Source organism: Streptomyces sp. CoH27 (assembly GCF_020181035.1).
Taxonomy (GTDB): domain Bacteria; phylum Actinomycetota; class Actinomycetes; order Streptomycetales; family Streptomycetaceae; genus Streptomyces; species Streptomyces camelliae.
Genome location: NZ_JAIQYY010000008.1, coordinates 283,340 through 308,987, shown reverse-complemented (window position 1 = coordinate 308,987; position 25,648 = coordinate 283,340). Strand labels below are relative to the sequence as shown.

Below are 25,648 nucleotides of genomic sequence, written 5' to 3'. Positions count from 1 at the left end.
ACCGCGGCCGGGTGGCCCCCACCGGTGGTCGTATTCCTCGGAGCGGAATAAGCGCTCTCCGGGCACCAGCGAATCGGTATTCCGCGACAATGCCCGCCAGGCCAAAGGCGTGTTCACCCCTCCGTATGGAGATTTTCGGCCGTCTGGTCCGCTCCGCAGGCCAGGCGCGAGTTCCTGTGGATTGCCCTGCCTACAGTGCGCCGTGGTTTCGCGTCCCCCATCCTGTAAGGCACGAAATGAAAACAGTGCTTCTGTCCCCGCGTACCGGTAGCGTCACGGTGGGAGAAATTCCCGCCCCCGAAGCAGTCCCCGGGCAGGTGGTGATCCGCAACGACTGGTCGCTCATCAGCGCGGGAACGGAGCGGGCCACCGTCTCGACCGGCGGGCAGAGCCTGATCGGCAAGGCGCGGCAGCGGCCCGAGCAGGTGGCGCAGGTACTCGACAGCGTGAAGCGGACGGGCCTCGCCGAGACCTACCGGACGGTCCAGGACCGTCTGGACCGTCCGGTGCAACTCGGATACTCGTGTGCGGGCACGGTCCTGCGGACGGGCGAGGGAGTCGGCGACATCCGCCCCGGGATGCGGGTCGCCGCCGCCGGGGCCCGCTACGCGTCGCACGCGGAGATCGTGGCCGTGCCCCGCAATCTCGTGGTGCCCGTGCCGGACGGCGTGGACACCCAGTGGGCCGCCTTCGGCACGGTCGGCGCGATCGCGCTTCAGGGCATTCACCAGGCCGAGGCGGTACCGGGCTCCCGGATCGCCGTCATCGGCCTGGGCCTGGTCGGTCAGATCACACTGCATCTGCTGCGCGCCTACGGGTACGACGGGCTGGGCGTCGACCCCGACCCGGCCATGGTGGCGCTCGCCGAGTCTGCGGGCCTCACGGCCTTCCCGCGTGACGCCGACGGTCTGCCCGGTGTGCTCTCCCGGCGCTGGGCCGGGGCCGGTGCGGACGCGGTCCTCATCACCGCCGCCACGTCCAGCTCCGACCCCGTCGAGTTCGCCGGCCGCCTCGCCCGTGACCGTGCGACGGTGGTGGTCGTCGGCGACGTGAACGTGGCGCCACCGCGATCGTCGTACTACCACAAGGAACTGTCGATCCGGTACGCCCGGTCCTACGGCCCGGGCCGGTACGACCCGCGCTTCGAAGAAGGCGGCCAGGGGTATCCCGAGGGCTACGTCCCGTGGACGGAACGCCGCAACCTCGCCGAGGTGCTGAGGCTGCTGGCGACGGGCGCCGTGGACTTCGCCCGGCTCAAACCGCGGGTCTTCCCCATGGAGGACGCGGCCGACGCGTACGAGGCCCTGAAGCCGTCCGGGACCGGACGGAGCGTCGCCCTCCTCCTGCGCTACCCCGGCACCGCGCAGCTCGTGTCGCCGCCGGTTCCCCCGCCCGGCACCCGCAGGTGGAACACTCCGCGGGGAACCATTCGGGTCGCGGCGATCGGAGCGGGCAACTTCGCGACGCGGACGCTCTTTCCCGAGTTGGCGCGAGAGCCCAACGTCGCGTTCTCGTGGGTGGCCGGGGGACGGGGACTGTCCGCCGCGCACCAGGGCCGGCGGTGGGGCTTCCGTACCGTCGAGCAGAGCGTCGACACCGGCCTCGCCTCGGGCGACACGGACTGCGTGATGGTGCTCAGCCGCCACGACAGCCACGGCCGGTACGCGGCTCGAGTACTGAAGGGCGGCGCCGCCCTGTACTGCGAGAAGCCCCTGGGCCTCACAGAGACGGAACTGGAGGACCTCGCCGACGCGTGGCTGCTCTCCGGCGCCCCGGCGATGGCCGGGTTCAACCGGCGGTTCGCTCCCGCGCTGCGGGACCTGCGCGCCGCACTCCCTGCCGGAGCGCCCCTCCAGGTCGTCTACCGGGTGTTCGCGGGCCGGCTCCCGGCCGAGCACTGGTACTTCGACCCCGGGCAGGGCGGCCGGCTGCTCGGCGAGGTGTGCCACTTCATCGACACCGCGGGCTTCCTGGTCCCCGGCAGACCGGTCGCCGTGCGGGCCGTGGGCGTGGATGGCAGGGACCCGGCCACCGCCCAGAGCGTCACCCTCCAGGTCACGTACGACGACGGGTCGGCCGCCTCCGTCGTGTACGGGGGGCTGACGCCGCCCGGCGCGCCGAAGGAACTTCTGGAAGTGGCCGCCGACGGGGTGGCGGCCAGGATCGACGACTTCGGTTCGCTCACCGTGTGGAGGGGCGGCAGGGCGGCCACGACGAAGTACCGCGGCGCGCCCAAGGGGCACGCGGCCGAGATGCGAGCCCTGGTCCGCCTCGTCCGCGGCGAGCAGTTGGACTCGGGGACCGCGGCCGCCGCCGACTTCGGCGCGGCGCTGTGGAGTTCTCTGGTCGCATGCCGCGCGGCCCGCTCACTCGCGGAGGACCGTGTCATGGAGACCGCCCCCTCCACGCCCGCTCTGGTCAGGGCTCTGGGATGCGCGCCCGCGGCCGTCGTGCCCGAACCGGGTCGGCAGGCCCCTGGTTCGGCCTCGGTCACGGCAGCGCTCTGATGTGCGGCTTCGTCGTCCTGCTGAACGGGGCCGGGCGGGGCCGACCGTCCTCGCACCCGGACCCCTGTGCGGCGATCGCGCACCGTGGCCCCGACGCGAGCGGACACCTGGATCTCGACGGGGGCGCCTGGCACGCGGCGCTGCACTTCCGCCGCCTGGCCGTCGTGGACCTCGACCCGAGGAGCGACCAGCCGTTCGGGTCCCCCGAGCGGGGCGTGATGGTCTACAACGGCGAGATCTACAACACCCCGCACCTGCGTGAGGTGCTGCGGAAGCGGCACGTGACGTTCACGACCGAGGGCGACACCGAGGTCCTCTACGAACTGCTGCTGCAGCCGGACGCGCCGAGGCTGCTGGACCAACTGGACGGTATGTTCGCCTTCGCCCTCGTCCTGCCCGACGGCGAACTGCGCTACGGGCGTGACCGGCTGGGCATCAAACCGCTGTACGCGGCGTCGGACGGGGCGGGCCGGCTGGTCGGGCTCGCCAGTGAGATCGAACCGCTGCGCGCCGCCGGGCTGGCCGGGGACGCCGACCCGGTCGCGGTGGCGCAGGGCGCCATGTTCCTGTGGACGCCCCCGCCGCGGACCGGCTGGCAGCGCGTTCGTACGGTTCCGGCAGGCACGGTGCTGTCCCGGCGCGCCCCCGAGTACGGCCGGCCCTCACCCTGGTGGCGGGCCGGTGCCGCTCAGCCCGCCGAGGACATCGGCGCCGCGGTCCGTGAGTCGGTGGCCCGGCAGGTGCGTGCGGACGTGACGGTGGGCCTGCTGCTGAGCGGAGGTCTGGACAGCACCTGGCTGGGCGTGGAACTGCACAGGGAGGGCTTCGCCGGACCCGCCTTCGCCGCTCGGCCGGGGGGCGGTGCGGCCACTGCGGAGCCGTTCGAGGACGACGCTCCCTACAGCGCCCGGGTCGCCCGGCGGCTGGACCTGCCGCTCACCTGGGTCGACCTGGATGTCGACGTGCTGCGCCGGATCCCGGATCTGGTCACCACCATGGAACTGCCCTTCGGGGACCCGGCCGCCATCGCCCTCATGCAGCTTTCGCACGCCGCCCGCGGCAAGGCCACCGTGCTGCTGTCGGGGCTCGGCGTCGAGGAGCTGTTCCTCGGCTACGAGCGTTACCAGGCCGTGTTGCTGCTGCAGCGGCTCCCCGCGTGGGTGCGCCCCGCACTCGGTGCCACCGCCCTCGTTCCGCCACCCCGGCGCTACCGGGGCCGCGCGGACAAGTTCGGGCGGCTGCTCCAGCTGGGTGCCCGAGACTGGTCGTGGGCGACGCAGTCGTACTACTCCGGGCAGGAGTGGGCCACGCTGTCGCCGCTCGTCGGGCTGGACGCGGTCACCGAGCGGCATCGGGAGGTGGCGGACGCGGTGCTCGACGCCGGCGGGACTCCCCTCGCGGCGCTGGCGGAGTGCGACCGGCGGCTGTTCCTGCCGGGCCTCAACCTGCTGTACGGCGACCGCGCGTCGATGCGCGCCGGCGTGGAGTTGCGGGTGCCGTTCCTCGGGGAGTCGGTGGTGGCCACAGCCCTCGGCGCCGTTGCCGAGGAGCAGCTGCGGCTGGGCGGCGGCAAGGCGCGCTTCCGCGCGGCCGCGCTGGCCTCCGGCGTACCGGAGTTCGTCGTCCGGCGCCCCAAGACGGGGTTCGGAGCGCCGGTGCGGTCGCTGCTGCGCGAGCACGGTGACCGGCTGTGGGCCGAGGTACGACGCGCCCCGTTGTTCGACGACGTCTTCGACCGGCGGACTGCCGACCGCCTCGTCGCCCAACACGTGCAGGGGCGGCGGGACCGGGGTCTCGCGGTGTTCGGGCTGCTCTGCGCGGCCGTGTGGTGGGAGCGGAACACGGCGGGAGGCTTCGGGCGGACGGCTGACGTTCTGGCGGGCTATCAGGCGGCCGCGGCCCGCTGACCGGCCGGGTCAGCGGACCCGGGGCCACCCGGCAGCGCGGCGCCGAGTGCGGTCAGCGCGTCCAGCAGGGGGGCGGCGCTCCATCGGGGCGACTCCCACAGGGCTCTGTTCCCGTGGGAGCCGCCTGCCCGTGTCCCAGTGCCGAGGCCGGGGTAGCGGTCCACGACGGCCGCCAGGACGGAGCGGGCGAAGTCGGCCCCGACGAAGCCCTGCCCGGCCGCCCACGCCGCCATGCGCACCGCAGTCGCGTCGTTGTTCGGGTCCCGTCTGGTCCGGCCGTCCGCGAAGTAGCGGGGCAGGGGGCCGTCGAACAGGTGCCGCAGGTAATAGTCCGTCCCGCGTTCGAGAGGGGTCCGGACGTCCAGGCCGAGTAGCGCTCCCGTCTGGGCGAGGCGCAGCAGTACGTATCCGGTGTGGAAGCCGTCCACCCAGTCCAGTCGTGGGCCCCGTCCGTACGGCCACGAGCCGGCGGGACGCTGATCCTCCAGGCTCACCTCGACCGCACCCCGGGCGGCATCGGCCAGCCGGTCCGCCAGGGCACCGGGCAGGGTCCCGGTGCGGGCCAGGCGGGCGGCGAGCGCGGCACCCATGAGGTTGGCGTTGTGCACGAGGGTGCCGCTGGTCGGGGTGTAGGTGAAGAACACGCCGTTGTGGAGGTGCTCCAGCAGTCCGTGGGCGAGCGACCGCACGGCCTCGACGTCGAGCGTCCCGGTGTCCAGACAACCGTCCGCGCAGAAGGTGGTGGCCACCAGGTTCGGGACGGAGGCGGGGTAGTACGCCCAGCGGGTCTGCACGTCGAACTCGTAGCGCCACAGTCCGGCGTAGCGTCCGGACATCTGCTCGCCGGCCGTCCACCGGCCCAGCCGTGCGGCGCGCTCCTGCCACACCGGGGAGGCGGAGAGCCGGGCGCAGGCGCCGGCCGCGGTTCCGGCGGCCGTGGCGGTACGCAGCGGGCGGATGCCCAGGATTCCCCGCAGGTCGATCGGGCTGCGTTTGACGGTCTGCAGGACCGCCTGGCGGAGCACGCGGTGCACGGCCAGCCGTCCCGCCGGGCCGGTGAGCCCGTCGTACGGGTCGGGGCCGGCCCAGTCGCGGGCGTCGGCCCAGCGGAAGAGCCTGTCCGCCAGGGCGAGCACGTCCGCGGTGTCGCGGGGCTCGCGGAGGGGGTCCCCAGCCGTGCGGTGGTCCGGTTCGGAGCGGTCCTGGGGCGAGGGGGCGGTGGGGGTGCTTCTCGACAGCATGGGTCCTCCGGCGATCAGTAGGCACCGGTGCCCGCGAAGACGGCCCGCACCGTCCGCATCAGCACCTGGAGGTCAACGGACGGCGACCAGTTGTCCACGTACCGCAGGTCCAGAGCGATGGTCTCGTCCCAGGAGAGGTCGGAGCGGCCGCTGACCTGCCACAGGCCGGTCAGACCGGGCTTGACGGCCAGCCTGCGCAGCGCCACCTCGTCGTAGCCGGCGACCTCTTCGGGCAGGGGTGGCCGCGGGCCCACCAGGGACATGTGTCCCTGGACCACGTTGAACAGCTGGGGCAGCTCGTCCAGGGAATAGCGGCGCAGCACCCGGCCGACGTGGGTGATCCGGGGGTCGTGGCGGATCTTGAACATCTGGCCGCCCTGCTCGTTGGCTGCGGCGAGCTGGTGCCTCATCCGCTCCGCGTCCGCGACCATGGTGCGGAACTTCGCCATGGTGAAGGGCTTCCCACCGCGGCCGATGCGCGTCTGCCGGTGCACGACGGGGCCCGGGGAGTCCAGCCACACGGCGAGGGCCACGGCTGTGAACACCGGGGCGAGCAGCGCGATCAGCAGCACGGCGCCCAGCCGGTCGGTCGCCGACTTCAGCAGCGTCGCGCATCCCCGCCTCAGGGGCGGGGCCACGTCCAGCAGCGTGAGCCCGGCCACCGAAGAGACGCCCACCCGGCGCCGGGCCACCTCGGTGAGGCCCGGTACGACCACGAGCGGGCACTCCTCGCTGTGCAGGGCCCACGACAGCCGCCTCAGGCGCGGTCCGGTCATGCACGGCCCCGTCATGACGAGGACGACCTCCACGTCGAGCCGGCGAGCCGCAGCGAGCACCGGGGCCGAGTCGGCCGCCATGTGCGCCGGCGCCTGTCGGTCGAGGCGGGGGGGGGGCAGGGCCGCCGCCCGCGGGTCCTCGTCGCCGACAGGGCACACTCCGACGACGACGAACTCGTGGTCGGTGCGCTTGGCGAGGTGGCTCACCAGACCGTCGATGGCCTCCGCCTCGCCGATCACCAGGGCCCGGCGGACGGCCCGGCCGTCGCGGCGGCGGGCCACCAGGTGACGGTGGATCAGTGCGTGCACGATGGCACTCGTCGGGGCGCAGGGCACCAGGGCGGCCAACGCGAAGAGGAAGGGAGACTCCTCGCCCGTCGCCGCCCGCACGACAGCGAGCAGTCCGACCAGCACCAGCCAGTCCTGCAGCGCGGGGCCGAGGTTGTCGCGCTCACCGAGACGGCGTTCGGCATATCGTCCTCGTGCGCCGCGCACGAGGATCCACGCCGCAGCCGCCACCGACGCGTAGGTGACGGCACGCGTGCTCCCGGACATCGCGAAGGCCAGATAGACCGGCACCAGGGCGCCGGCTCCGTCGCCAAGGACGGAGACAAGCCCGTACCAGGGAGGTTTGCCGGTGCGGCGCCCGGCTGGTCGCCGCTCTCGGACGACCTGTGTCTGCGCCGGTCTTGGTACTGGTACGTGGGGCATGGTCTCCCCAGGCAGCGACATTAGTCCTCCAAGCTGGTCAAAAAGGACTAATCGAGTGTGTCTGGCAGACCGCGGGGGAGCGGGTCGCGACGCTGGACCGCGAGTCAACTCTCACCCGATGAGCAGAGCTTCATGACCCGCGCATATGCGAACACGCGGAATCGGAGGGTCGGTGCACAGTCGAGCGGCCGGGGTCGCGCCCTGCGACTCCGGCCCCTCGACGGCGTACGAGCGCCGGTTACTTCACGGGCTCCGGCTCCGGCTCGCTCTCCGTCTCGGCCTCGCCTGCCGGGTCGACCGGGGTCCTGACGGAGTCGAGGAGGAGCTGGGCGACGTCCACGACCTGGATGGACTCCTTGGCCTTGCCCTCGTTCTTCTTGCCGTTGACCGAGTCGGTCAGCATGACCAGGCAGAACGGGCAGGCCGTCGACACGATGTCCGGGTTCAGGGAGAGGGCCTCGTCGACGCGTTCGTTGTTGATGCGCTTGCCGATGCGCTCTTCCATCCACATCCGCGCGCCGCCGGCGCCGCAGCAGAAGCCGCGTTCCTTGTGGCGGTGCATCTCCTCGTTGCGCAGGCCGGGGACCTTGCCGATGATCTCGCGCGGGGGCGTGTAGATCTTGTTGTGGCGGCCCAGGTAGCAGGGGTCGTGGTAGGTGATGATGCCCTCGACCGGGGTGACCGGGATCAGCTTGCCCTCGTCGACCAGGTGCTGGAGCAGCTGGGTGTGGTGGATGACCTCGTAGTCGCCGCCGAGCTGCGGGTACTCGTTGCCGAGCGTGTTGAGGCAGTGGGGGCAGGTGGCGACGATCTTCTTGGCGGACTTCGGCTTCTTGGACTCCGGCGTGACGTTGCCGTCCTCGTCGGTCTCCTCGCCGAAGGCCATGTTCAGCGCGGCGACGTTCTCCATGCCGAGCTCCTGGAAGAGGGGCTCGTTGCCCAGGCGGCGGGCGGAGTCGCCGGTGCACTTCTCGTCGCCGCCCATGATGGCGAACTTCACGCCCGCGATGTGCAGGAGTTCGGCGAAGGCCTTGGTGGTCTTCTTGGCGCGGTCCTCCAGGGCGCCGGCGCAGCCGACCCAGTACAGGTACTCGACCTCGGAGAGGTCCTCGATGTCCTTGCCGACGACGGGGACCTCGAAGTCGACCTCCTTGGTCCACTCCAGGCGCTGCTTCTTGGCCAGGCCCCAGGGGTTGCCCTTCTTCTCCAGGTTCTTGAGCATCGTGCCCGCCTCGGACGGGAACGCGGACTCGATCATGACCTGGTAGCGGCGCATGTCGACGATGTGGTCGACGTGCTCGATGTCCACCGGGCACTGCTCGACGCAGGCGCCGCAGGTGGTGCAGGACCACAGGACGTCCGGGTCGATGACGCCGTTCTCCTCGGCGGTGCCGATCAGCGGCCGCTCGGCCTCGGCGAGAGCGGCGGCGGGGACGTCCTTGAGCTGCTCCTCGGACGCCTTCTCCTCACCCTCCGCCGTCTTGCCGCCGCCGGCCAGCAGATACGGCGCCTTGGCGTGGGCGTTGTCCCGCAGGGACATGATCAGCAGCTTCGGGGAGAGCGGCTTGCCGGTGTTCCAGGCCGGGCACTGGGACTGGCAGCGGCCGCACTCGGTGCAGGTGGAGAAGTCCAGCAGGCCCTTCCAGGAGAACTGCTCGACCTGGGAGACGCCGAAGACGTCGTCCTCGCCCGGGTCCTCGAAGTTGATCGGCTTGCCGCCCGAGGTCATCGGGAGCAGGGCGCCCAGGGAGGTCTCGCCGGTGGCGTTGCGCTTGAACCAGATGTTGGGGAAGGCCAGGAAGCGGTGCCAGGCCACGCCCATGTCGGTCTTCAGGGCGACCACGATCATCCAGATGAACGACGTCGCGATCTTCAGGCCGGCGAAGAAGTAGGTGAGGTTCTGGAGGGTGGAGACGTCCATGCCCTTCAGCCACGACACGACCGGGTACGAGATGAAGAACGAGGCCTCGTAGCCGTCGACGTGGTGCTGGGCGCCTTCGAGGGCGTGCAGCATGAAAATGCAGACGCCGACGATGAGGATGACGGTCTCGACGAAGTAGGCCTGACCCCAGTTGGAGCCGGCGAAGCGGGACTTGCGGCCCGGCTTGTCCGACCTGCTCAGCTGGCGGATCACGACCAGGACCGCGATGCCGAGCACCGTCGTCGTGCCGATGAACTCGACGAAGACGTTGTACGGAGTCCAGTCGCCGATGACCGGCAGGATCCAGTCGGCCTTGAAGAGCTGGCCGATGGCGTTGACGATCGTCAGCAGCAGCGTGTAGAAGCCGATCGCCACGAACCAGTGCGCCACCCCGACGACGCCCCAGCGGTTCATCCGGGTGTGGCCGAGGAACTCTCTGGCTACGGTGACGGTGCGCTGAGCGGGGTCGTTGGTCCGGGTCCCGGCCGGAACCGGCTGGCCCATCCGCATGAAGCGGTAGATCTGCAGGAGGGCGCGGCCGAACAGAGCCACGCCGACCACGATCAGGATCAGCGACACGATGATCGCGGCGAGTTGCATTTGGGGGCTCCTCGGGCCTGCGAGGTTTCCTCCGTTGTACTTCCGGTGTACTACGAAGGTGTGATTACTAGACGGTAACTTATGCGGTGCGTCTGAGATTACCGACTTATGCCGCCGCACTGTAGTGGCGCAAGCGGTGATCTGCGTCGCTGTTGGGGGGCGTCCTCGCGGCTCGGCCGGCGCAGCCGCTCGGCTGCGCCGGCCAGTATGAATACCACCATACATTTTGGCCAGAACGCCCTGGTGACCCGGAATCGGCCCGTTCCGGGTGGGCCGCGATGCCGTGCGGCGCCGACCGGGGGACGAGTCCGTCGTCGCCCGGACACCCGCCTCCCGCTCAGGCGCGTCCGCCCCCGAGCGGCGTACGCACCCGGTCATGACCCGTACGGCCTAGGCCCGGCAGGCGCCCCCGGGTTTCAGCGTGGCCCGCAGCGGCGTCACCAGGGGTTGCTGCAGCAGGGTGGGGGTGCCGTTCGCGTGCGGTTCCAGAAGGTGCAGTACCAGCGTCCGGCTGGAGCCGGCGGGCAGCTCCAGGTCCAGCGTGTACACGGGGTGGCCGCGTTCCTCGTCGGATGTGGGCAGCGCCGTGCGGCCATCCAGAGTGGCGCCGGTGAGAGTGGCCCCGGCCCCGGCGTAGTACGACACCAGCAGTCGGTTGTCGCCCGGCCTGGTGCGGTAGGGCGGGTGGTCCTCCCGCAGCGTGACGTAACCAGGCAGGCCGGAGGCCGGGGCCCGGTTGGTCAGGGTCACGGTCACGGTGACGGGGCGGCCGCCGCTGGTGCAGCCGCCCGCTTCCCAGACCAGGCGCCGGTCGAGGTAGTAGTCCAGTTTGGAGCCCGCCGCGTTGTTCACCACGAGCCCCGCGAAGGGGCTGGGGGAGTCCGGGAGCGTGCCCGAGTAGGGGCGCGACTCCAGGAGGCGCTGCTCTTGCGCGTGGGCGCTCCACACCTTCAGCCGTCCCTCCCGCTGGGCGTCGTTCACAGCGACGAGCAGTGGGGGCAGGCGGCGTGTGTCGTCGGCAGCCGCGAGCAGGGGCCCGGCGGCGGCGCGGGCCGCGTCGACGAAGAACGCCTTGCGCCGGGCGACGTCGTCGTAGATCGCGTAGCTGGCCCGCTCGGTGAGATCCACGACGTTGTCGGCGGTGAGCTGGGTGCCGTCGGCCATCCGGGCCGGGCCGGTGACCCGCAGGAAACGGCTCAGCGTCACGGGGTCGATGGCGATCGCGCCGTCCACGCGCTCGCCGGTGTGCTCGCGCCAGTACGCGGCCCAGATACGGGCCGCGTAGGGGAAGTGCGGGCTCATGTTGGAGTTGGGCCACGTACGGGTCGGCTCGTCGCGCTGGTAGCGGGCGTCGAAGTCGGCTCCCAGGTCGATGTCCGCCTTCGCCGTGGCCATCTCGGTGTTGTTGCCGAACCGCTCGAAGGACAGGTGGCCGTGCTGGGCTCGCAGCACGGCGAAGGCCCCCGGCAGGCCGCCGGTGCCGCGTGCCTCGGCGAGGTTCTGGAAGGCGAGGAAGTAATGCCGTTCCCCCTCTGCGCCGAGCATCGGTGGCAGGACACGAGCCGCCACGGACGCGTCGGTCATCACCGGGGCGAGGCGGTCGAGCTGCTTCGCGAGCCCGGCACGGGCCCGGTCGGCCGACGGCAGCCAGGTGGACCGGGGCAGCCCGTGCACCTCGGCCCGCACCTCGGCTGCCACGCGCGCGGCCCGGGCGACGTCCGGCGCGTGCCGCCCCAACGCCGTGAGGGCCTCGGACATCCCCGCGCCATGGCCGTCCGGCCTGGGCTGGGGCAAGGCGCGCGCCAGCGGGGCCAGCACCTCGCCGGCCAGGCGGTCCGCCGCGTAGGCGGCGCCGCGCACGGTCCTGACCGGCTCCCCGAGGAAGGGCAGGGCGGCGGCGGAGTACCAGGCCGGGCCGGTGGTGAGGCGGTGCGCCCGTGCGGAGTGGGCGGCGGCGGAACGCACCGCCTGTTCCCAGGATCTGGTGGCGGCGGGCGGCGCCCCGGCGGCGGAGCCGCGCGTCGACGCGGGCGCCGTCGACTGCCGTAGCGCGTAGAGGTCCCGCTGGGCCGCCATCAGCTCTGAACGGGCGAGCAGTCCGGTGACACCGATCCAGGCGGCGCCGGCCAGCGGGAGCGCCGCGGCGGCCAGCAGGCCGTACCTGAGCACACGACGGCGGCCCGGCGCCCGGCCGCCGGAGCGGCGGGGGCGGCCGGGCACGGGGACGGCGTCCCGGTCAGGACCGGGACGCCGTGATACCGCCGTAGTCAGGTCCCGCTCCGTCATGAATTGCGGCGACGGCGCACGGCCATCATCGCGCCGGTGCCCGCCGCGAGCAGCCCCGCTGCGGTGCCGCCCAGCGCCAGGGCCTTCTCGTTGCCGGTCTTCGCGAGGCTCGGGCGGTGCTGGTCGTGTCCGCCGTGTTCCCTGTCTCCCTTGTCGCCCTTGTGGTCGTTGTCGTGGTCGCCCTTGTGGTCGCCGTCGTGGTCGCCCTTGTGGTCGCCCTTGTGGTCGCCGTCGTGGTCGCCCTTGTGGTCGCCGTCGTGGTCTCCCTTGTGGTCACCGTCGTCGTCGCCGTCGTGGTGGCCCTCCTTGCGCGTCACCGTGATTTCGGTGGATGCCTCCAGCCTGGGGTCTTTGCCCTCCAGCTCGAAGACGTGCTCCCCAGGCTCGGTGCGCTTGGGGATCTCCACGCGGCCCCTGACGGTTCCGTTGTCGTCCGCCCTGAACTTGCCCAGGAAGATCTCATGCCTGTTGTCCAGCTCCGCGATGACCTTCTGGTCGGGGGAGAAGCAAGTGCCCACGAATTCCAGGGTGCCTCCGGCGCGCACCTTCTTGGGGTGGACCTTGACATGCGGGGGCTGCGGCGGGTACGCCGGGCATGGCGTCGGCGGGTAGGGATCCGCGTGGGCGGTCGACATCCCCACCAGTGGTGCGGCGACAAGTACGGCAGCTGATCCTGCCGCTGCCAGAGCAGTTCGCCACCTGGGCGATGCTGTCATCTTCTTCACTCTCCTCGACTTCGGTCCGGGCCGGGCTGCAGCGTCAGCCGTAATCAAGATCAGGAATACATCGAATATATGGGGAATACCGACACCAAATCGCCTGAAGTTGCCCAGAAGCCATCGGATGGTGTAGCGGTCGCCCTCGATGGAGCACGGCGTCACCCCGGCGAAGTGGCCGGGCGGTGTACGACGCAAGGGTCGTTCGGCGGGCCGACATGAGGGTGGCTCCCCCGGTTGAGGCGTGCGAGTCCCTATCTTCAGCTGCACGTATAGGGAACGGAACATCCCATTTCGGGCCGTTCCCTCCGTTCTATGAGGGGTGCAGCTTGGATCTCCACGGATTCCTGAAGGCTCTTGCCAGACGCTGGCCGACTGTCGTGGCCTGTCTGGTCCTCGCCGTCGGTGCGGCGGTCGCCATGACGAGTTTGAGCACTCCTGTGTACGAGGCAAGAGCACAGCTCTTCGTCGCCACCCGCACCGCCGAGGACACCGCCCAGATGAACCAGGGCCAGAGCTTCTCGCAGGCGCGCGTGCAGTCGTACGCCGAGATCGTGACGACCCGACAGGTCACCGCTCCCGTGGTGAAGGAGCTGGGGCTGCACACCACACCGGAGAAACTGGCCGCTCAGATCAAGGCCGTTGCCCCGCTCAACACCGTGCTCATCAACATCACGGTCAGGGACACCGTGCCCCGGCGTGCGGCGCGCATCGCCAACGCCGTCGCGGAACGGTTCAGTTCGGTCGTCGAGCGACTGGAGACGCCCAAGCAGGACCCCTCGAAGCGGTCCAGGGGGAACCGCACGGGCGACAACGGCGCGACCATCTCTCCCGTCTCCCTGGGGGTCACGCAGGAGGCCGTCGCCCCCACGGTTCCGGTCTCGCCGCGCCCGATGCTCAACCTGGCCGTGGGAGTTCTCGGCGGCCTGTTCCTCGGTGCCGGGCTCGTCGCCCTTCGTGAGACCCTCGACACCACCTTCAAGGCCAGCGAGGCACTGGGCGAGTTCACCGCGCTGCCGGGGCTCGGCACCATCCCCTACGACAGGAACGCCCCCAAGCAGCCGCTCGTCAGCGCCGACGGCCACTCCAGGCGCGCCGAGGCGTTCCGCAAGCTGCGGACCAACCTCCAGTTCTCCCAGGTCGACGACCCGCCGCGGATCATCGTGGTGACGAGTTCGCTGCCCGGTGAGGGCAAGACCAACACCGCGGTGAACCTCGCGCTCTCGCTCGCCGAGGCGGGTGTCTCCACCTGTCTGGTGGACGCCGACCTGCGCCGCCCGTGCGTGGCCCCGACGTTCGGCCTGGTCCAGGACGCCGGTCTGACCACGGTGCTCATCGGGCACGCCCGCATCAAGGACGTGGTGCAGCAGGTCGCCGGAGGGCTCTCGGTACTCGCCGGCGGTGCCGTACCGCCGAACCCCACGGAGCTGCTCGCCTCGGCACGCATGGAAGAGGTACTGCGCGAACTGGCGGACACCTACGAGACCGTGATCGTCGACACCGCGCCGCTGCTGCCGGTCGCCGACACTCTCGGACTGGCGTCGCTCGCTCAGGGCACGCTGCTCGTCGTCCGCGCCGCCAAGCCCAGCCGGGACCAGGTACGCACCGCCAGTGAATCACTGGAGCGCGTGGGCGCCCGCATCCTCGGCACCGTCTTCAGCATGGCTCCGGTTTCCACGGGCGGTCGCTACGGCCGCTACGGCCGCTACGGTCGCTACGGCGCCTACGGGCAGTACGGCGAACTGCCCGCTCCCCGTACAGCGCTCCGGCGGGAGGAGGCGGTCGCGCCCGCGGTGACGCGACCAGCGGGCGAGAAATGACCGGCGTCCTTTTCGTCTGTACGGGCAACGTGCACCGCTCGGTCTTCGCCGAGCGGCTGCTGTCCGCCCGGCTTCCGCCCGGCTCGGCCGTGCGGCCGGAGAGCGCCGGAACAGAGGCGTGGCACGGCTCCGGCGTGGACGGTTCCACCAGAGCGGTGCTGGAGGAACTGGGCGCCGACGGCTCCGGCTTCGTGTCGCGCCCGCTCACCGCGCGGCTCGTCGCCGACGCCGCGCTGGTCCTCGGGCTGGCGCGCGAGCACCGGGAAGCGGCCGTGCGCCTCGCGCCGTCGGCAATGCGGCGCTGCTTCACGCTGAAGGAGTTCGTGCGTCTCGCCGCAGGGGAAGCCGAGGGCACGCCGGACGGCGGGAGACCGGGGGGTGCGGGCGGTCTCGACGGCGTGGTGATGGCCGTGGCCGCCCGCCGGGGTGTCGTCACCGCCGTCCCGCCGGACGAGGACGACATCGCGGACCCCTTGGGGATGCCCCAGCACGTGCTGTACGGGTGTGCTCGTGAGATCGACGCAGAGGTAAGCAGGCTCGCCCGGCTGTTGGATCCCGGCCCCGTCCGGTGATCCGCGTCGCCGAGCCAGACGTGACCGGGTGCGGTGCGAACGGCACGCCGAAGTACCGCCGCTGTTCATCGCAAATCATGACATTCTGCTTATCTTGGGGTCGTGCTTTACGGGATCGCAGCCGCCACCACCGCCCTCCTCCTCGCCGCCGTGCTCGCGGCGCTGCTCAGGACGCCCGCCCTGCGGCTCGGGCTTGTCCAGCGGCGGCGGGCGCGACCCGTGCCGGTGGTCGGCGGCGTGGCCGTCGTGGCCGCCGTTTGCCTCGTCGCGGGGGCGGGGGACTGGACGGGCGCCGCGCCGCTCGGTTCGGGGGTCGGGGAACTGCTGCTCGCCGGGGTCGCCGTGGCCGCGCTCGGGCTGGTCGGGGACGTCTGGCGGCTGAAGACACGGTTTCTGGTGGCCGGTGCGGCGGTCGCGGCGGCCTGTGTCGTGCCGTACGACGAGACCGGAGCTCCGGCGGGGATCCTCGCCGTCCTCTGGATCGCCCTCGTCGCCGCGGCCTTCAGGGGGCTCGACCATGCCGACGGGCTCGCGGGCACTGTCGGGGTGCTGACCGCCTTCGGGGTGGCGGGGTGTGCGGCGGCCGAGGTGATGGACGGGCTCGCGGTACTGCTGAGCGTGCTCGCCGCCGCGCTCACCGGCTTCCTCATGCACAACTGGCATCCCGCGCGGGTCGCGCTGGGCTCCTGCGGCTCCCTCTTCACCGGTTTCGTGCTGGCATCCGCCGCCGTGTTCAGCCGCACCGGGTACGACCTGGCCTCCAGTGCGGGCGTGCTGTTCGCGCTCGGGGCGGTGCCGGTCGCCGACGCCGTCCTCGTCCTTCTGTCGCGGCGGCTGGCCGGACGCCCGCTGCGGCGGACGGGTCCGGATCATCTCGCCCACCGGCTGCGGCGCCTCGGGCTCACCTCGCCGGGCGCGACGGTCGTGCTCGGCGCGGGGGCGTTCGCCGCACTGCTCGTCGGGGTCCTCGTGCACACCGGCTGGGCCGGCCGGAACGCCGTGGTGTGGGTGGTCGGCGGGGCCATTGCCGTCGTACTCGGACTGCTGCGGATTCCGGCGTACGGGTCCCGGCGGGCGCAGGTCTACGGGCCGCGACGGCAACCCGAGATCTACGTGCGGCCGCCACGACGGCCCACGTCGTCTTCGCAGGTCAGAACGCATTCGCATGTAAGGAACGCATAAGACCTGAGTCGCCTCGACTCAGGTCTGTTGACCCAGCGGGAGCCGTCGTGCACACTTGAGTCCGTTCCACTCAAGTCAGCTGGAGGAATCAACCATGGCACGTGCGGTCGGCATCGACCTGGGCACGACTAACTCCGTCGTCAGCGTTCTGGAAGGCGGCGAGCCCACCGTCATCACCAACGCCGAGGGCGCCAGGACCACGCCGTCCGTCGTCGCCTTCGCCAAGAACGGCGAGGTGCTCGTCGGCGAGGTCGCCAAGCGCCAGGCGGTCACCAACGTGGACCGCACCATCCGCTCGGTGAAGCGCCACATGGGCACCGACTGGAAGATCGCGCTGGACGGGAAGGACTTCAACCCGCAGCAGATCTCCGCCTTCATCCTGCAGAAGCTGAAGCGCGACGCCGAGGCGTACCTGGGCGAGAAGGTGACCGACGCGGTCATCACCGTCCCGGCGTACTTCAACGACTCCGAGCGCCAGGCCACCAAGGAGGCCGGTGAGATCGCCGGTCTGAACGTCCTGCGCATCGTCAACGAGCCGACGGCCGCCGCGCTGGCCTACGGCCTCGACAAGGACGACCAGACGATCCTCGTCTTCGACCTCGGTGGCGGCACCTTCGACGTGTCCCTGCTGGAGATCGGCGACGGCGTCGTCGAGGTGAAGGCCACCAACGGTGACAACCACCTCGGTGGTGACGACTGGGACCAGCGCATCGTCGACTTCCTGGTCAAGCAGTTCCAGTCCGGCCACGGCGTGGACCTGAGCAAGGACAAGATGGCCCTCCAGCGCCTCCGTGAGGCTGCCGAGAAGGCCAAGATCGAGCTGTCCTCCTCCACCGAGACCTCGATCAACCTGCCCTACATCACGGCGTCCGCCGAGGGCCCGCTGCACCTGGACGAGAAGCTCACCCGGGCCCAGTTCCAGCAGCTGACGGCCGACCTGCTGGAGCGCACCAAGACCCCGTTCCACAACGTCATCAAGGACGCGGGCATCGCCCTGTCCGAGATCGACCACGTGGTGCTCGTCGGTGGCTCCACCCGTATGCCCGCCGTCGCCGAGCTCGTCAAGGAGCTGACCGGCGGCAAGGAGGCCAACAAGGGTGTGAACCCGGACGAGGTCGTCGCCATCGGCGCCTCGCTCCAGGCCGGTGTCCTCAAGGGCGAGGTCAAGGACGTCCTGCTGCTCGACGTCACCCCGCTGTCCCTCGGTATCGAGACCAAGGGCGGCATCATGACCAAGCTGATCGAGCGCAACACCACGATCCCGACCAAGCGCTCCGAGATCTTCACGACGGCGGAGGACAACCAGCCGTCGGTGCAGATCCAGGTCTACCAGGGCGAGCGCGAGATCGCGGCGTACAACAAGAAGCTCGGCATGTTCGAGCTGACCGGTCTGCCGCCGGCCCCGCGCGGTGTCCCGCAGATCGAGGTGTCCTTCGACATCGACGCCAACGGCATCATGCACGTGACCGCCAAGGACCTGGGCACGGGCAAGGAGCAGAAGATGACCGTCACCGGCGGCTCCTCGCTGCCGAAGGACGAGGTCGACCGGATGCGCCAGGAGGCCGAGCAGTACGCGGAGGAGGACCACCGCCGCCGCGAGGCCGCCGAGACCCGCAACCAGGGCGAGCAGCTCGTCTACCAGACGGAGAAGTTCCTCAAGGACAACGAGGACAAGGTCCCGGGCGAGATCAAGACCGAGGTCGAGGCCGCCGTCGCCGAGCTGAAGGAGAAGCTCAAGGGCGAGGACACCGCCGAGATCCGCACGGCCACCGAGAAGGTCGCGGCCGTCTCGCAGAAGCTCGGCCAGGCCATGTACGCCGACGCCCAGGCCGCGCAGGCCGGTGGCCCGGAGGGTGCCACCGCCGGTGGTGCCAAGGCTGACGACGACGTCGTCGACGCCGAGATCGTGGACGACGAGCGCAAGGACGGTGCCGCGTGACGGAGGAGACCCCGGGCTTCGAGGAGAAGCCCGACGTCCCCTCCGGCGCGACCCCCGACGACGCCGAGTCGAAGGCCGCCCCCAAGGAGGGGGCGGCCCCGGCCGGGGACGGAACCGCAGATGTGGGTCTGGTGGCCCAGCTGGACCAGGTGCGCACCGCGCTCAGCGAGCGCACGACGGACCTCCAGCGCCTCCAGGCCGAGTACCAGAACTACCGCCGCCGGGTCGAGCGTGACCGGATCGCGGTCAAGGAGATCGCCATCGCGAACCTCCTGACCGAGCTCCTGCCCGTGCTCGACGACATCGGCCGCGCACGGGAACACGGCGAGCTGGTCGGCGGCTTCAAGTCGGTGGCCGAGTCGCTGGAGACCGTCGCGGCCAAGATGGGCCTGCAGCAGTTCGGCAAGGAGGGCGAGCCCTTCGACCCGACGATCCACGAGGCCCTGATGCACAGTTACGCGCCGGACGTCACGGAGACGACCTGCGTGGCGATCCTGCAGCCCGGGTATCGCATCGGCGAGCGCACCATCCGCCCCGCGCGGGTGGCCGTCGCCGAGCCCCAGCCCGGCGCGCAGACCGCCAAGGCCGAGGGCGCCGAGGAGAAGAAGACCGAGGCGAAGAAGGCCGACGACAAGGAGAACGGTGGCCCGGAGGAGGGCTGACGTAATCACCGCAGACAGGAAGGAGGGACGTCGGGGATGAGCACCAAGGACTTCATCGAGAAGGACTACTACAAGGTCCTCGGCGTCCCCAAGGACGCCACCGAGGCCGAGATCAAGAAGGCGTACCGGAAGCTCGCCCGCGAGTTCCACCCGGACGCCAACAAGGGCAACGCCAAGGCCGAGGAGCGCTTCAAGGAGATCTCCGAGGCGAACGACATACTCGGCGACCCCAAGAAGCGCAAGGAGTACGACGAGGCGCGCGCCCTGTTCGGCAACGGCGGCTTCCGCCCCGGACCGGGCGCCGGCGGCGGCTCCTTCAACTTCGACCTGGGCGACCTCTTCGGAGGCGGCACGACCACCCAGGGCGGAGGCTTCGGCGGCGGACTCGGTGACGTCTTCGGGGGCCTGTTCAACCGCGGCGGGACGGGGACGACACGTACCCAGCCGCGCCGCGGCCAGGACATCGACACCGAGGTCACGCTGAGCTTCACGGAGGCCATCGAGGGCGCCACGGTGCCCCTCAGGATGTCCTCCCAGGCGCCCTGCAAGGCCTGTTCGGGCACCGGCGACAAGAACGGCACACCGCGCGTGTGCCCGACCTGCGTCGGCACCGGCCAGGTCGCGCGGGGCTCGGGCGGCGGGTTCTCGCTCACCGACCCCTGCCCCGACTGCAAGGGGCGCGGCCTGATCGCCGAGCACCCCTGCATGGAGTGCAAGGGCAGCGGCCGCGCGAAGTCGTCGCGCACGATGCAGGTCCGTATCCCGGCCGGGGTGACCGACGGGCAGCGGATCCGGCTGCGCGGCAAGGGCGCGCCCGGCGAGCGGGGCGGACCGGCGGGCGACCTGTACGTGATGGTTCACGTCGGCGCGCACCCGGTGTTCGGCCGCAAGGACGACAACCTCACCGTCACCGTCCCGGTGACGTTCGCCGAGGCGGCCCTCGGCGGCGAGGTGCGGGTGCCGACGCTCGGCGGCCCCGCCGTCACCCTGAAGCTGCCGCCCGGCACCCCGAACGGCCGCACGATGCGCGCCCGGGGCAAGGGCGCGGTCCGCAAGGACGGCACCCGAGGCGACCTGCTGGTCACCGTCGAGGTGTGTGTCCCGAAGGACCTGTCGGGGAAGGCTCGTGACGCACTGGAGGCGTATCGCGAGGCGACCGCGGACGAGGACCCGCGGGCGGAGCTGTTCGAGGCCGCGAAGGGAGACTGAGAGTGATGGACGGCCGTCGGCGTAACCCGTACGAACTGACCGAGGAGACCCCGGTCTACGTCATCTCGGTGGCGGCCCAGCTCTCCGGACTCCACCCGCAGACGCTGCGCCAGTACGACCGCCTGGGTCTGGTCTCACCGGACCGGACCGCCGGGCGGGGCCGCCGCTACTCGGCCCGCGACATCGAACTGCTGCGCACCGTCCAGCAGTTGTCGCAGGACGAGGGCATCAACCTGGCCGGCATCAAGCGCATCATCGAACTGGAGAACCAGGTCGCCGCGCTCCAGTCCCGCGTCGCGGAGCTGGAGGCGGCCCTGGACGGCGCGGCGGCCGCGATGCAGCAGCGCGAGGCCGCCGTGCACGCCTCCTACCGCCGCGACCTGGTGCCGTACCAGGAGGTGCAGCAGACCAGCGCGCTGGTGGTGTGGCGGCCGAAACGGCAGCACAACGACTGACCGAAAGGGGCCCGGATTCCGGGCCCCTTTCTTTGCCTTCCCATGAACTCCCGTTGAATGGAGGGTCCGTAAAGGGCGTTTGAAGGTGATTCCGCTGCTCCTTCACAGGGGCAGCTGTGCGTGGTGTTGCGCACTCGTTAAGTAGTTCCGCTTGACGCCAGGTGTGGCCGCCGCGTTGTCTTTTCAGACACCTGGGTCCTATAGGAGCCACCACGTCCGGAACGCACTTGAAGTGAGCCCTCGCATGCGTCGTATCGCCATATCCGTGGCCGCCACCACGATGACCCTCTCGCTGGCCGGCTGCGGCATGCTGGGAGCGACGGGGGACAGCGCGAGCGCGAGCCCGAGCAAGGGCAACGACCTCACGGTGGGTCTGCTGCTGCCGGAGAAGGCGAACACCCGGTACGACAAGTTCGACTACCCCATCATCAAGTCCCAGGTCGCCGAACTCACCAAGAACCAGGGCAAGGTCGAGTACGCCAACGCCGACACGGACGCCTCGCAGCAGAACCAGCAGATGCAGAAGATGATCGACGACAAGGTCGACGTCATCCTGCTCGACGCGGTCGACGCGCACGCGATCGCCGGCGAGGTGCAGAAGGCCAAGGACGCGGGCATCCCGGTCATCGCCTACGACCGGCTCGCCGAGGGCCCGATCGAGGCGTACGTCTCCTTCGACAACGAGCTGGTCGGCGAGGTGCAGGGCCGCAGCCTGCTGGAGGCGCTCGGCTCGCACGTCGACAGCTCCGAGAAGATCGTCATGATCAACGGCTCGCCCACCGACCCGAACGCCAAGCAGTTCAAGGAGGGCGCGCTCTCCGAGCTGAACGGCAAGGTGACGATCGCGGCGACGTACGACACCCTCAAGTGGAAGCCGGAGACGGCCGAGGCCAACATGGCCAAGGCGATCGCCGAGATCGGCAAGAACAACATCGCCGGGGTCTACTCCGCCAACGACGGCATGGCGGGCGGCGTCATCAAGGCCCTGAAGGCGGCCGGCGTCACCAGCCTGCCCCCGATCACCGGCCAGGACGCGGAACTCGACGCGGTCCAGCGGATCCTGAACGACGAGCAGTACATGAGCGTCTACAAGTCCTACCCGGACGAGGCGCAGGCCGCGGCCCAGATGGCCGTCGCCAAGATCCAGGGCAAGGACATCCAGTTCGACGCCCTCACCCAGGACAAGGTCGACAGCCCCACCACCAAGAGCATCCCGGCCAAGCTGATCCAGCCGGTCGCCCTGACCAAGAGCAACATCAAGTCCACGGTCATCGCGGACGGCATCTACACGGTGGGCGACATCTGCACCGCCAAGTACAAGGCGGAGTGCGTCCAGGTCGGCCTGAAGTGAGGCGCACACCCCGGGGTGAGGGGTGAGCCGTGTTGCGGACCCGGTCGGCGCCGCCGCATAGTTGCGCTGCGGAAGTGGCAGCACACCGGGGGTGAAATGGGCGATGGCCGGGCGCGGGGCGGAGGAGCATCCACACGGCGCCGACCGACTGTGCGCGGCCGGCGACCGGGTGTATTCCCGGGCCGTACGGCGCGGACGGGTGCCCCGCACTGACGTCGAGCAGGTGCCCTGCCTGCTGGAACTGGCCTTGCTGCACCCGGACCCCGACGACATGGACTGGCTGGTGCCGACCTCCCCGCAGGAGGTCATGACCCGGCTGCTGCGCGGGGTCTACGACGAGGTCAGCGCGAGCCAGCGCCGGGTGGGCTCGGCGGTGGCCGCGTTCGAGTGGTATGCCGGTCTCGGCCGGCAGCTGCACGCGCTGGCGGCCCCGGCCGAGGGCAGCGCCATCCGGGTCCTGGACGGCCTGTCCCGGATCCAGGCGGCCATGGACGAGGCGACCGAGGCGTGCACCACCGAGGTGCTCACCGTGCAGCCGGGCGGCATCCGCCGCGAGGCGGAACTCACCGAGGGCCTGCACCGCGCCCTGGCCCTGCGCGGCAGGGGGGTCCGCATGCGCGACCTCTACACGCACGTGGCCCGCCACGGCCAGGGCCTGCTGAACTACCTGGAGCTGATGGGCGACACGGTGGAGGCCCGCACCCTGGACGAGGTCATCGACCGGCTGATCCTCTTCGACCGCACGGTGGCGTTCGTCCCGGCCAATGCGGACCGCACGATGGCCCTGGAACTGCGCCACCCGGCGCTGGTGGGATACCTGGTCACGGTCTTCGAACGGCTCTGGCGCCTGGCGATCCCGCTGACGGCCCCGCTCCCCGACACGGGCATCGAGGGCATCTCCCACCGCGAGCAGTCCATCGCGGCGCTGCTGGCGGAGGGCCACCAGGACGCGGTGATCGCCGAGCGCCTCGGCATCAGCGTGCGCACCTGCCGCGCCCACATCGCCCGCCTCTCGGAGACCCTGGGCGCGGCCAGCCGTACCCAGCTGGGCGTCCGCATCGCCCAGGTGGGCCTGGACGGCCGCTCCTCCGCCGTCTCGGCGACCGCGCTCACGGCTCCCGATCCACCATCCCCGACCGTGCGATGAGGTAGCCGAGCTGGGCCCGGCTGTCGCTGCCGAGGGTGGCGGCGAGTTTGGCGATGTGGAGGCGGGCGGTGCGGATGTTCATGCCGAGGCGTTCGGCGATGGCGGCGTCGGTGTGGCCCTCGATGAGGAGGGTGGCGATGGCGCGCTGACGGGGGGTGACGCCGCCCACGGACGGCTGCTGGGGGGTCCGCGGGTACAGGGGGGTGGCCAGGTGCCAGAACCGGTCGAAGACGGTCACGAAGTAGTCGACCAGGGCCGGGACACGGATTTCCAGGGCGAGCGTGCGGTCCTTGTTCGCGGGGATGAAGGCGATGCCGCGGTCGACGACGATCAGCCGCTCGGTGACTTCGTTCAGGGTGCGGGCCTGCACATCGCCCCGCAGCAGTTCGTACCGGCTGTGGACGGTGGGCGCGTGACGCAGCGTGTGCTGGTAGAGGGTGCGGATACGGCCGCCCCGGTCGAGCAGGGCCTGGTCACGGTCGAGGGAGAGGGCCCGCCGTTCGAGCGGCAGAGTGGTGTGCGCGACGTGCGGCTGGATGGTCAGCAGCTCCGCGGAGGCGTCGGCCATGGCGTGGGAGATGGCCGAGTTGATCCTGTCGGGGCCGCTGTGGACGCGGATGTCCGGTGTCTCACCGACGGTACCGGTGGGCTCGGAGCCGGCGCGCAGCAACGGCTCGAAGGCCCGGGCGAGCCGGGTCTCCCGCCGGCGTTCGTCGGCGATGCGTTCCGCGGAGGTGCGCAGCAGTTCCTGGAGGGCGACGGCCGCGGGGACGGGTTCGAGCCGGTCCAGGTCCGCGATGGCTGGCTGAAGCAGCCCGAAGGCCAGCAGACAGGGTGCCGCCGCTGCCTCCGTACGGCTGAGCCGCCCCTCGCGCAGGGCGCGTTCGTACAGCTCCGTACCTGCCGTACACAGCTCTTCGGGTCCGTGCTGCGGGTGCGGTGCCCCACTCAATGGGCCTCCTGTCGTGGGTTCGTCACCGGTCCCGGTCGAGCATGCCGGACTGGGCGATGAGGTAGCCGAGCTGGGCGCGGCTGCCGCTGCCCAGGGCCTGCGCGAGCTTGGCGATGTGGGCGCGGCAGGTGCGGACGTTCATGCCGAGGCGGCGGGCTATGGCCTCGTCGACGTGGCCCTCCACCAGGAGCTTGGCGATGGAGTGCTGGATCTCGGTGATGCCGTCGGGCGCGGTCTCGTACCGGCCGCCGGCGCTCAGCGGAACCGCCCGGTCCCACATGAACTCGAACACCTTGATCAGATAGCGGACCAGGCCCGGCTGGCGTACCTCCAGGGCGACCTGCTGGTCGTCCCGGGTGGGGATGAAGGCGACGGTCTCGTCGCAGATGATGAGCCGCTCCACCAGTTCGTCGACCGTGCGGTACTCCGCCTTGCCGTTGGCCAGCTGGGCGACGTAGGCGAGCTTCTCCGGGTTGTACCGGGCGGTGTGCTGGTACAGCGTGCGGATGCGGACCCCGCGCTCGATGAGCGGTCTGTCGCGTTCGAGGCCCCGCAGGAGGTTCTGCTCGGACAGCCGGTCGCTCGGCTGGACGGTGAGCACCTCCGTCTGGCACTGCGTGGTGGCCAGGTTCAGCGCCGCGTTGATGCGCTCCCCGCCCTCCAGCACGGTGATGGAATCGGCGGTGGCCGCCATGCGACTGCTGAGCATCATGAACGGCTCGAATGTATCGGCAAGTTGGATGGACAGCCGCCTGCGCTCCGCGATCTCCCGTTCCAGGGGGCTGAGTCGCTGGGCCAGGGCCACGGGCGCGGGCAGCGGGCGCAGCCACTCCGAATCGTCGGGATCGGGGTGCAGGAGGGCGAACTCCAGCAGGCAGGGGGCGGATTCCACCTCTGTTCGGGCGATACGTCCGGCGCGCAGGGCATCGGCGTAGAGACGGCCACCTTCCTCGCACATCTCAGTCACCGCATGGGGATGTGTAGCTTTATCCCGATTCGTTCCCAAATCTCCACCCCCCAGGGTCCTGAACATGCAGGAACATGATGCATCGATTATGTGGTCATGACGTGCTCGAATGAGCCATCGTCGTACTGGACGGGGGAAGAGGGGACCTTCAAGTGAGGACGAAGCCGACTATGGGCAAGAGACTGCTTCGCTCGGTACTTGTCGCCGCTTTCTCCGTGGGGCTGACCGCGGGGGTGCTGAGCGGCTTCGCGAGCGAGAAGGGCGACGTGCGGGCGGATACCACCTGGCCGGCGGTCGCGCACACCAACGTGAGCGCGATGGACACCACCTGGCCGGCGGTCGCGCAGACCAAGGCGAGCGCGATGGACACCACCTGGCCGGCGCTTCCTGAGGACGGCGTGAGGAGCTGACGTGACCACCCCGCCAGACGACCGTTCCTTCCGCCGCGAAATGGCCACGGCCTACCGCTCCGGCTGGCACTTCATCGACCTGGTCACCGCCATCCCCCACAGCGGCGACTCGCTGATGGTGACCGTGTTCGGTGAGCCGGTGGTCGTGACGCGGGACGAGGACGGGGACGTGCGGGCGTACCGATGCCTGCGCAAGCCGCGTGGCGCGCCCCAGCCGGTGCGCTGTGCCATCCGGTACGGAATGATCTTTGTGAACCTGGACCAGCGGGACCACCGGCTTGCCGAGCCGGCGGACCCCGATCTGCGAACCATCTCGG

Annotated in this window: 20 protein-coding genes; 13 read left to right on the top strand and 7 right to left on the bottom strand. The window is 70.8% G+C overall.

Annotation, left to right across the window (positions count from 1 at the left end):
• The first annotated feature begins 278 nt into the window (after nt 1-278).
• Together LE548_RS46030 and LE548_RS15540 are read left to right on the top strand one after the other, a co-directional pair.
• Nucleotides 279-2,507: a bi-domain-containing oxidoreductase gene (locus LE548_RS46030; RefSeq protein WP_225097420.1), complete on the top strand. Its 2,229-nt coding sequence runs from the start codon at nt 279-281 to the stop codon at nt 2,505-2,507.
• The gene (locus tag LE548_RS15540) at nt 2,507-4,414 is read left to right on the top strand and encodes an asparagine synthetase B (RefSeq protein WP_225097419.1); all 1,908 of its coding nucleotides are present in this window, start codon (nt 2,507-2,509) and stop codon (nt 4,412-4,414) included. The genes LE548_RS46030 and LE548_RS15540 overlap by 1 nt, the downstream gene beginning before the upstream one ends.
• On the opposite strand, the gene LE548_RS15535 is transcribed toward LE548_RS15540, so the two are convergent.
• The 5 genes from LE548_RS15535 to LE548_RS15515 form a co-directional block, all read right to left on the bottom strand.
• The gene (locus tag LE548_RS15535; RefSeq protein ID WP_225097418.1) at nt 4,393-5,655 is read right to left on the bottom strand and encodes a hypothetical protein; all 1,263 of its coding nucleotides are present in this window, start codon (nt 5,653-5,655) and stop codon (nt 4,393-4,395) included. The genes LE548_RS15540 and LE548_RS15535 overlap by 22 nt on opposite strands.
• Before the next feature lie 14 nt (nt 5,656-5,669).
• Nucleotides 5,670-7,010, bottom strand: coding sequence for a sugar transferase (locus LE548_RS15530; RefSeq protein WP_225097417.1), 1,341 nt, complete (start codon nt 7,008-7,010; stop codon nt 5,670-5,672).
• Nucleotides 7,011-7,380: 370 nt separating this feature from the next.
• Entirely contained in the window at nt 7,381-9,663 is a 2,283-nt protein-coding gene (locus LE548_RS15525) for a (Fe-S)-binding protein (protein WP_225097416.1), read from the bottom strand.
• Nucleotides 9,664-10,053: 390 nt separating this feature from the next.
• Nucleotides 10,054-11,883 carry a DUF4012 domain-containing protein gene (locus tag LE548_RS46025; protein ID WP_225097415.1) on the bottom strand — a complete coding sequence of 610 codons (1,830 nt, stop codon included), beginning with the start codon at nt 11,881-11,883 and terminating at the stop codon, nt 10,054-10,056.
• A 62-nt stretch (nt 11,884-11,945) separates the two neighbouring features.
• Nucleotides 11,946-12,584 carry an LPXTG cell wall anchor domain-containing protein gene (locus tag LE548_RS15515; RefSeq protein ID WP_225097414.1) on the bottom strand — a complete coding sequence of 213 codons (639 nt, stop codon included), beginning with the start codon at nt 12,582-12,584 and terminating at the stop codon, nt 11,946-11,948.
• Nucleotides 12,585-12,994: 410 nt separating this feature from the next.
• On the opposite strand from LE548_RS15515, the gene LE548_RS15510 reads away from it, so the two are divergent.
• From LE548_RS15510 to LE548_RS15470, 9 genes are all read left to right on the top strand, one after another.
• Nucleotides 12,995-14,485, top strand: a complete 1,491-nt coding sequence (locus LE548_RS15510; protein ID WP_225097413.1) for a polysaccharide biosynthesis tyrosine autokinase — start codon at nt 12,995-12,997, stop codon at nt 14,483-14,485.
• Nucleotides 14,482-15,057 (top strand): low molecular weight phosphatase family protein, encoded by a 576-nt coding sequence (locus LE548_RS15505; protein WP_225097412.1) that lies wholly within the window; start codon nt 14,482-14,484, stop codon nt 15,055-15,057. Before LE548_RS15510 ends, LE548_RS15505 begins: the two co-directional genes overlap by 4 nt.
• Before the next feature lie 102 nt (nt 15,058-15,159).
• Nucleotides 15,160-16,239: an MraY family glycosyltransferase gene (locus LE548_RS15500; protein ID WP_225097411.1), complete on the top strand. Its 1,080-nt coding sequence runs from the start codon at nt 15,160-15,162 to the stop codon at nt 16,237-16,239.
• A gap of 94 nt (nt 16,240-16,333) precedes the next feature.
• Nucleotides 16,334-18,178 (top strand): molecular chaperone DnaK, encoded by a 1,845-nt coding sequence (gene dnaK, locus LE548_RS15495; RefSeq protein WP_225097410.1) that lies wholly within the window; start codon nt 16,334-16,336, stop codon nt 18,176-18,178.
• On the top strand, nt 18,175-18,840 hold the full coding sequence (grpE, locus tag LE548_RS15490; RefSeq protein WP_225097409.1) for a nucleotide exchange factor GrpE: 666 nt from the start codon (nt 18,175-18,177) through the stop codon (nt 18,838-18,840). Before dnaK ends, grpE begins: the two co-directional genes overlap by 4 nt.
• Nucleotides 18,841-18,876: 36 nt before the next feature.
• Nucleotides 18,877-20,049 (top strand): molecular chaperone DnaJ, encoded by a 1,173-nt coding sequence (dnaJ, locus tag LE548_RS15485; RefSeq protein WP_225097408.1) that lies wholly within the window; start codon nt 18,877-18,879, stop codon nt 20,047-20,049.
• Nucleotides 20,050-20,054: 5 nt separating this feature from the next.
• Nucleotides 20,055-20,504, top strand: a complete 450-nt coding sequence (locus tag LE548_RS15480) for a heat shock protein transcriptional repressor HspR (RefSeq protein WP_225097407.1) — start codon at nt 20,055-20,057, stop codon at nt 20,502-20,504.
• 244 nt (nt 20,505-20,748) lie between these two features.
• Nucleotides 20,749-21,855, top strand: a complete 1,107-nt coding sequence (locus tag LE548_RS15475) for a sugar ABC transporter substrate-binding protein (RefSeq protein ID WP_225097406.1) — start codon at nt 20,749-20,751, stop codon at nt 21,853-21,855.
• A 103-nt stretch (nt 21,856-21,958) separates the two neighbouring features.
• Nucleotides 21,959-23,002 carry a helix-turn-helix transcriptional regulator gene (locus LE548_RS15470; protein WP_225097405.1) on the top strand — a complete coding sequence of 348 codons (1,044 nt, stop codon included), beginning with the start codon at nt 21,959-21,961 and terminating at the stop codon, nt 23,000-23,002.
• Here LE548_RS15470 and LE548_RS15465 read toward each other — a convergent pair.
• Together LE548_RS15465 and LE548_RS15460 are read right to left on the bottom strand one after the other, a co-directional pair.
• On the bottom strand, nt 22,965-23,954 hold the full coding sequence (locus tag LE548_RS15465) for a helix-turn-helix transcriptional regulator (RefSeq protein WP_225097404.1): 990 nt from the start codon (nt 23,952-23,954) through the stop codon (nt 22,965-22,967). The two genes, LE548_RS15470 and LE548_RS15465, sit on opposite strands and share 38 nt — an antisense overlap.
• 22 nt (nt 23,955-23,976) lie before the next feature.
• Nucleotides 23,977-24,987, bottom strand: coding sequence for a helix-turn-helix transcriptional regulator (locus LE548_RS15460; protein ID WP_225097403.1), 1,011 nt, complete (start codon nt 24,985-24,987; stop codon nt 23,977-23,979).
• 104 nt (nt 24,988-25,091) lie between these two features.
• Between LE548_RS15460 and LE548_RS15455 the strand changes: the two genes are divergently transcribed.
• Complete coding sequence (locus LE548_RS15455) at nt 25,092-25,331, top strand: hypothetical protein (protein WP_225097402.1); 240 nt, start codon at nt 25,092-25,094, stop codon at nt 25,329-25,331.
• 1 nt (nt 25,332) lies between these two features.
• Nucleotides 25,333-25,648, top strand: a 316-nt coding sequence (locus LE548_RS15450) for a hypothetical protein (RefSeq protein ID WP_225097401.1), incomplete at its 3' end; no start/stop codon positions are given.

Bases quoted from the DNA above. Each gene is read 5' to 3' on its own strand.
- LE548_RS15540 (WP_225097419.1), top strand. From the start codon at position 2,507: ATGTGCGGCTTCGTCGTCCTGCTGAACGGGGCCGGGCGGGGCCGACCG.
- LE548_RS15535 (WP_225097418.1), bottom strand. From the start codon at position 5,655: ATGCTGTCGAGAAGCACCCCCACCGCCCCCTCGCCCCAGGACCGCTCC.
- LE548_RS15525 (WP_225097416.1), bottom strand. From the start codon at position 9,663: ATGCAACTCGCCGCGATCATCGTGTCGCTGATCCTGATCGTGGTCGGC.
- LE548_RS15515 (WP_225097414.1), bottom strand. From the start codon at position 12,584: ATGTCGACCGCCCACGCGGATCCCTACCCGCCGACGCCATGCCCGGCG.
- LE548_RS15505 (WP_225097412.1), top strand. From the start codon at position 14,482: ATGACCGGCGTCCTTTTCGTCTGTACGGGCAACGTGCACCGCTCGGTC.
- dnaK (WP_225097410.1), top strand. From the start codon at position 16,334: ATGGCACGTGCGGTCGGCATCGACCTGGGCACGACTAACTCCGTCGTC.
- dnaJ (WP_225097408.1), top strand. From the start codon at position 18,877: ATGAGCACCAAGGACTTCATCGAGAAGGACTACTACAAGGTCCTCGGC.
- LE548_RS15480 (WP_225097407.1), top strand. From the start codon at position 20,055: ATGGACGGCCGTCGGCGTAACCCGTACGAACTGACCGAGGAGACCCCG.
- LE548_RS15475 (WP_225097406.1), top strand. From the start codon at position 20,749: ATGCGTCGTATCGCCATATCCGTGGCCGCCACCACGATGACCCTCTCG.
- LE548_RS15470 (WP_225097405.1), top strand. From the start codon at position 21,959: ATGGCCGGGCGCGGGGCGGAGGAGCATCCACACGGCGCCGACCGACTG.
- LE548_RS15460 (WP_225097403.1), bottom strand. From the start codon at position 24,987: ATGTTCAGGACCCTGGGGGGTGGAGATTTGGGAACGAATCGGGATAAA.
- LE548_RS15455 (WP_225097402.1), top strand. From the start codon at position 25,092: ATGGGCAAGAGACTGCTTCGCTCGGTACTTGTCGCCGCTTTCTCCGTG.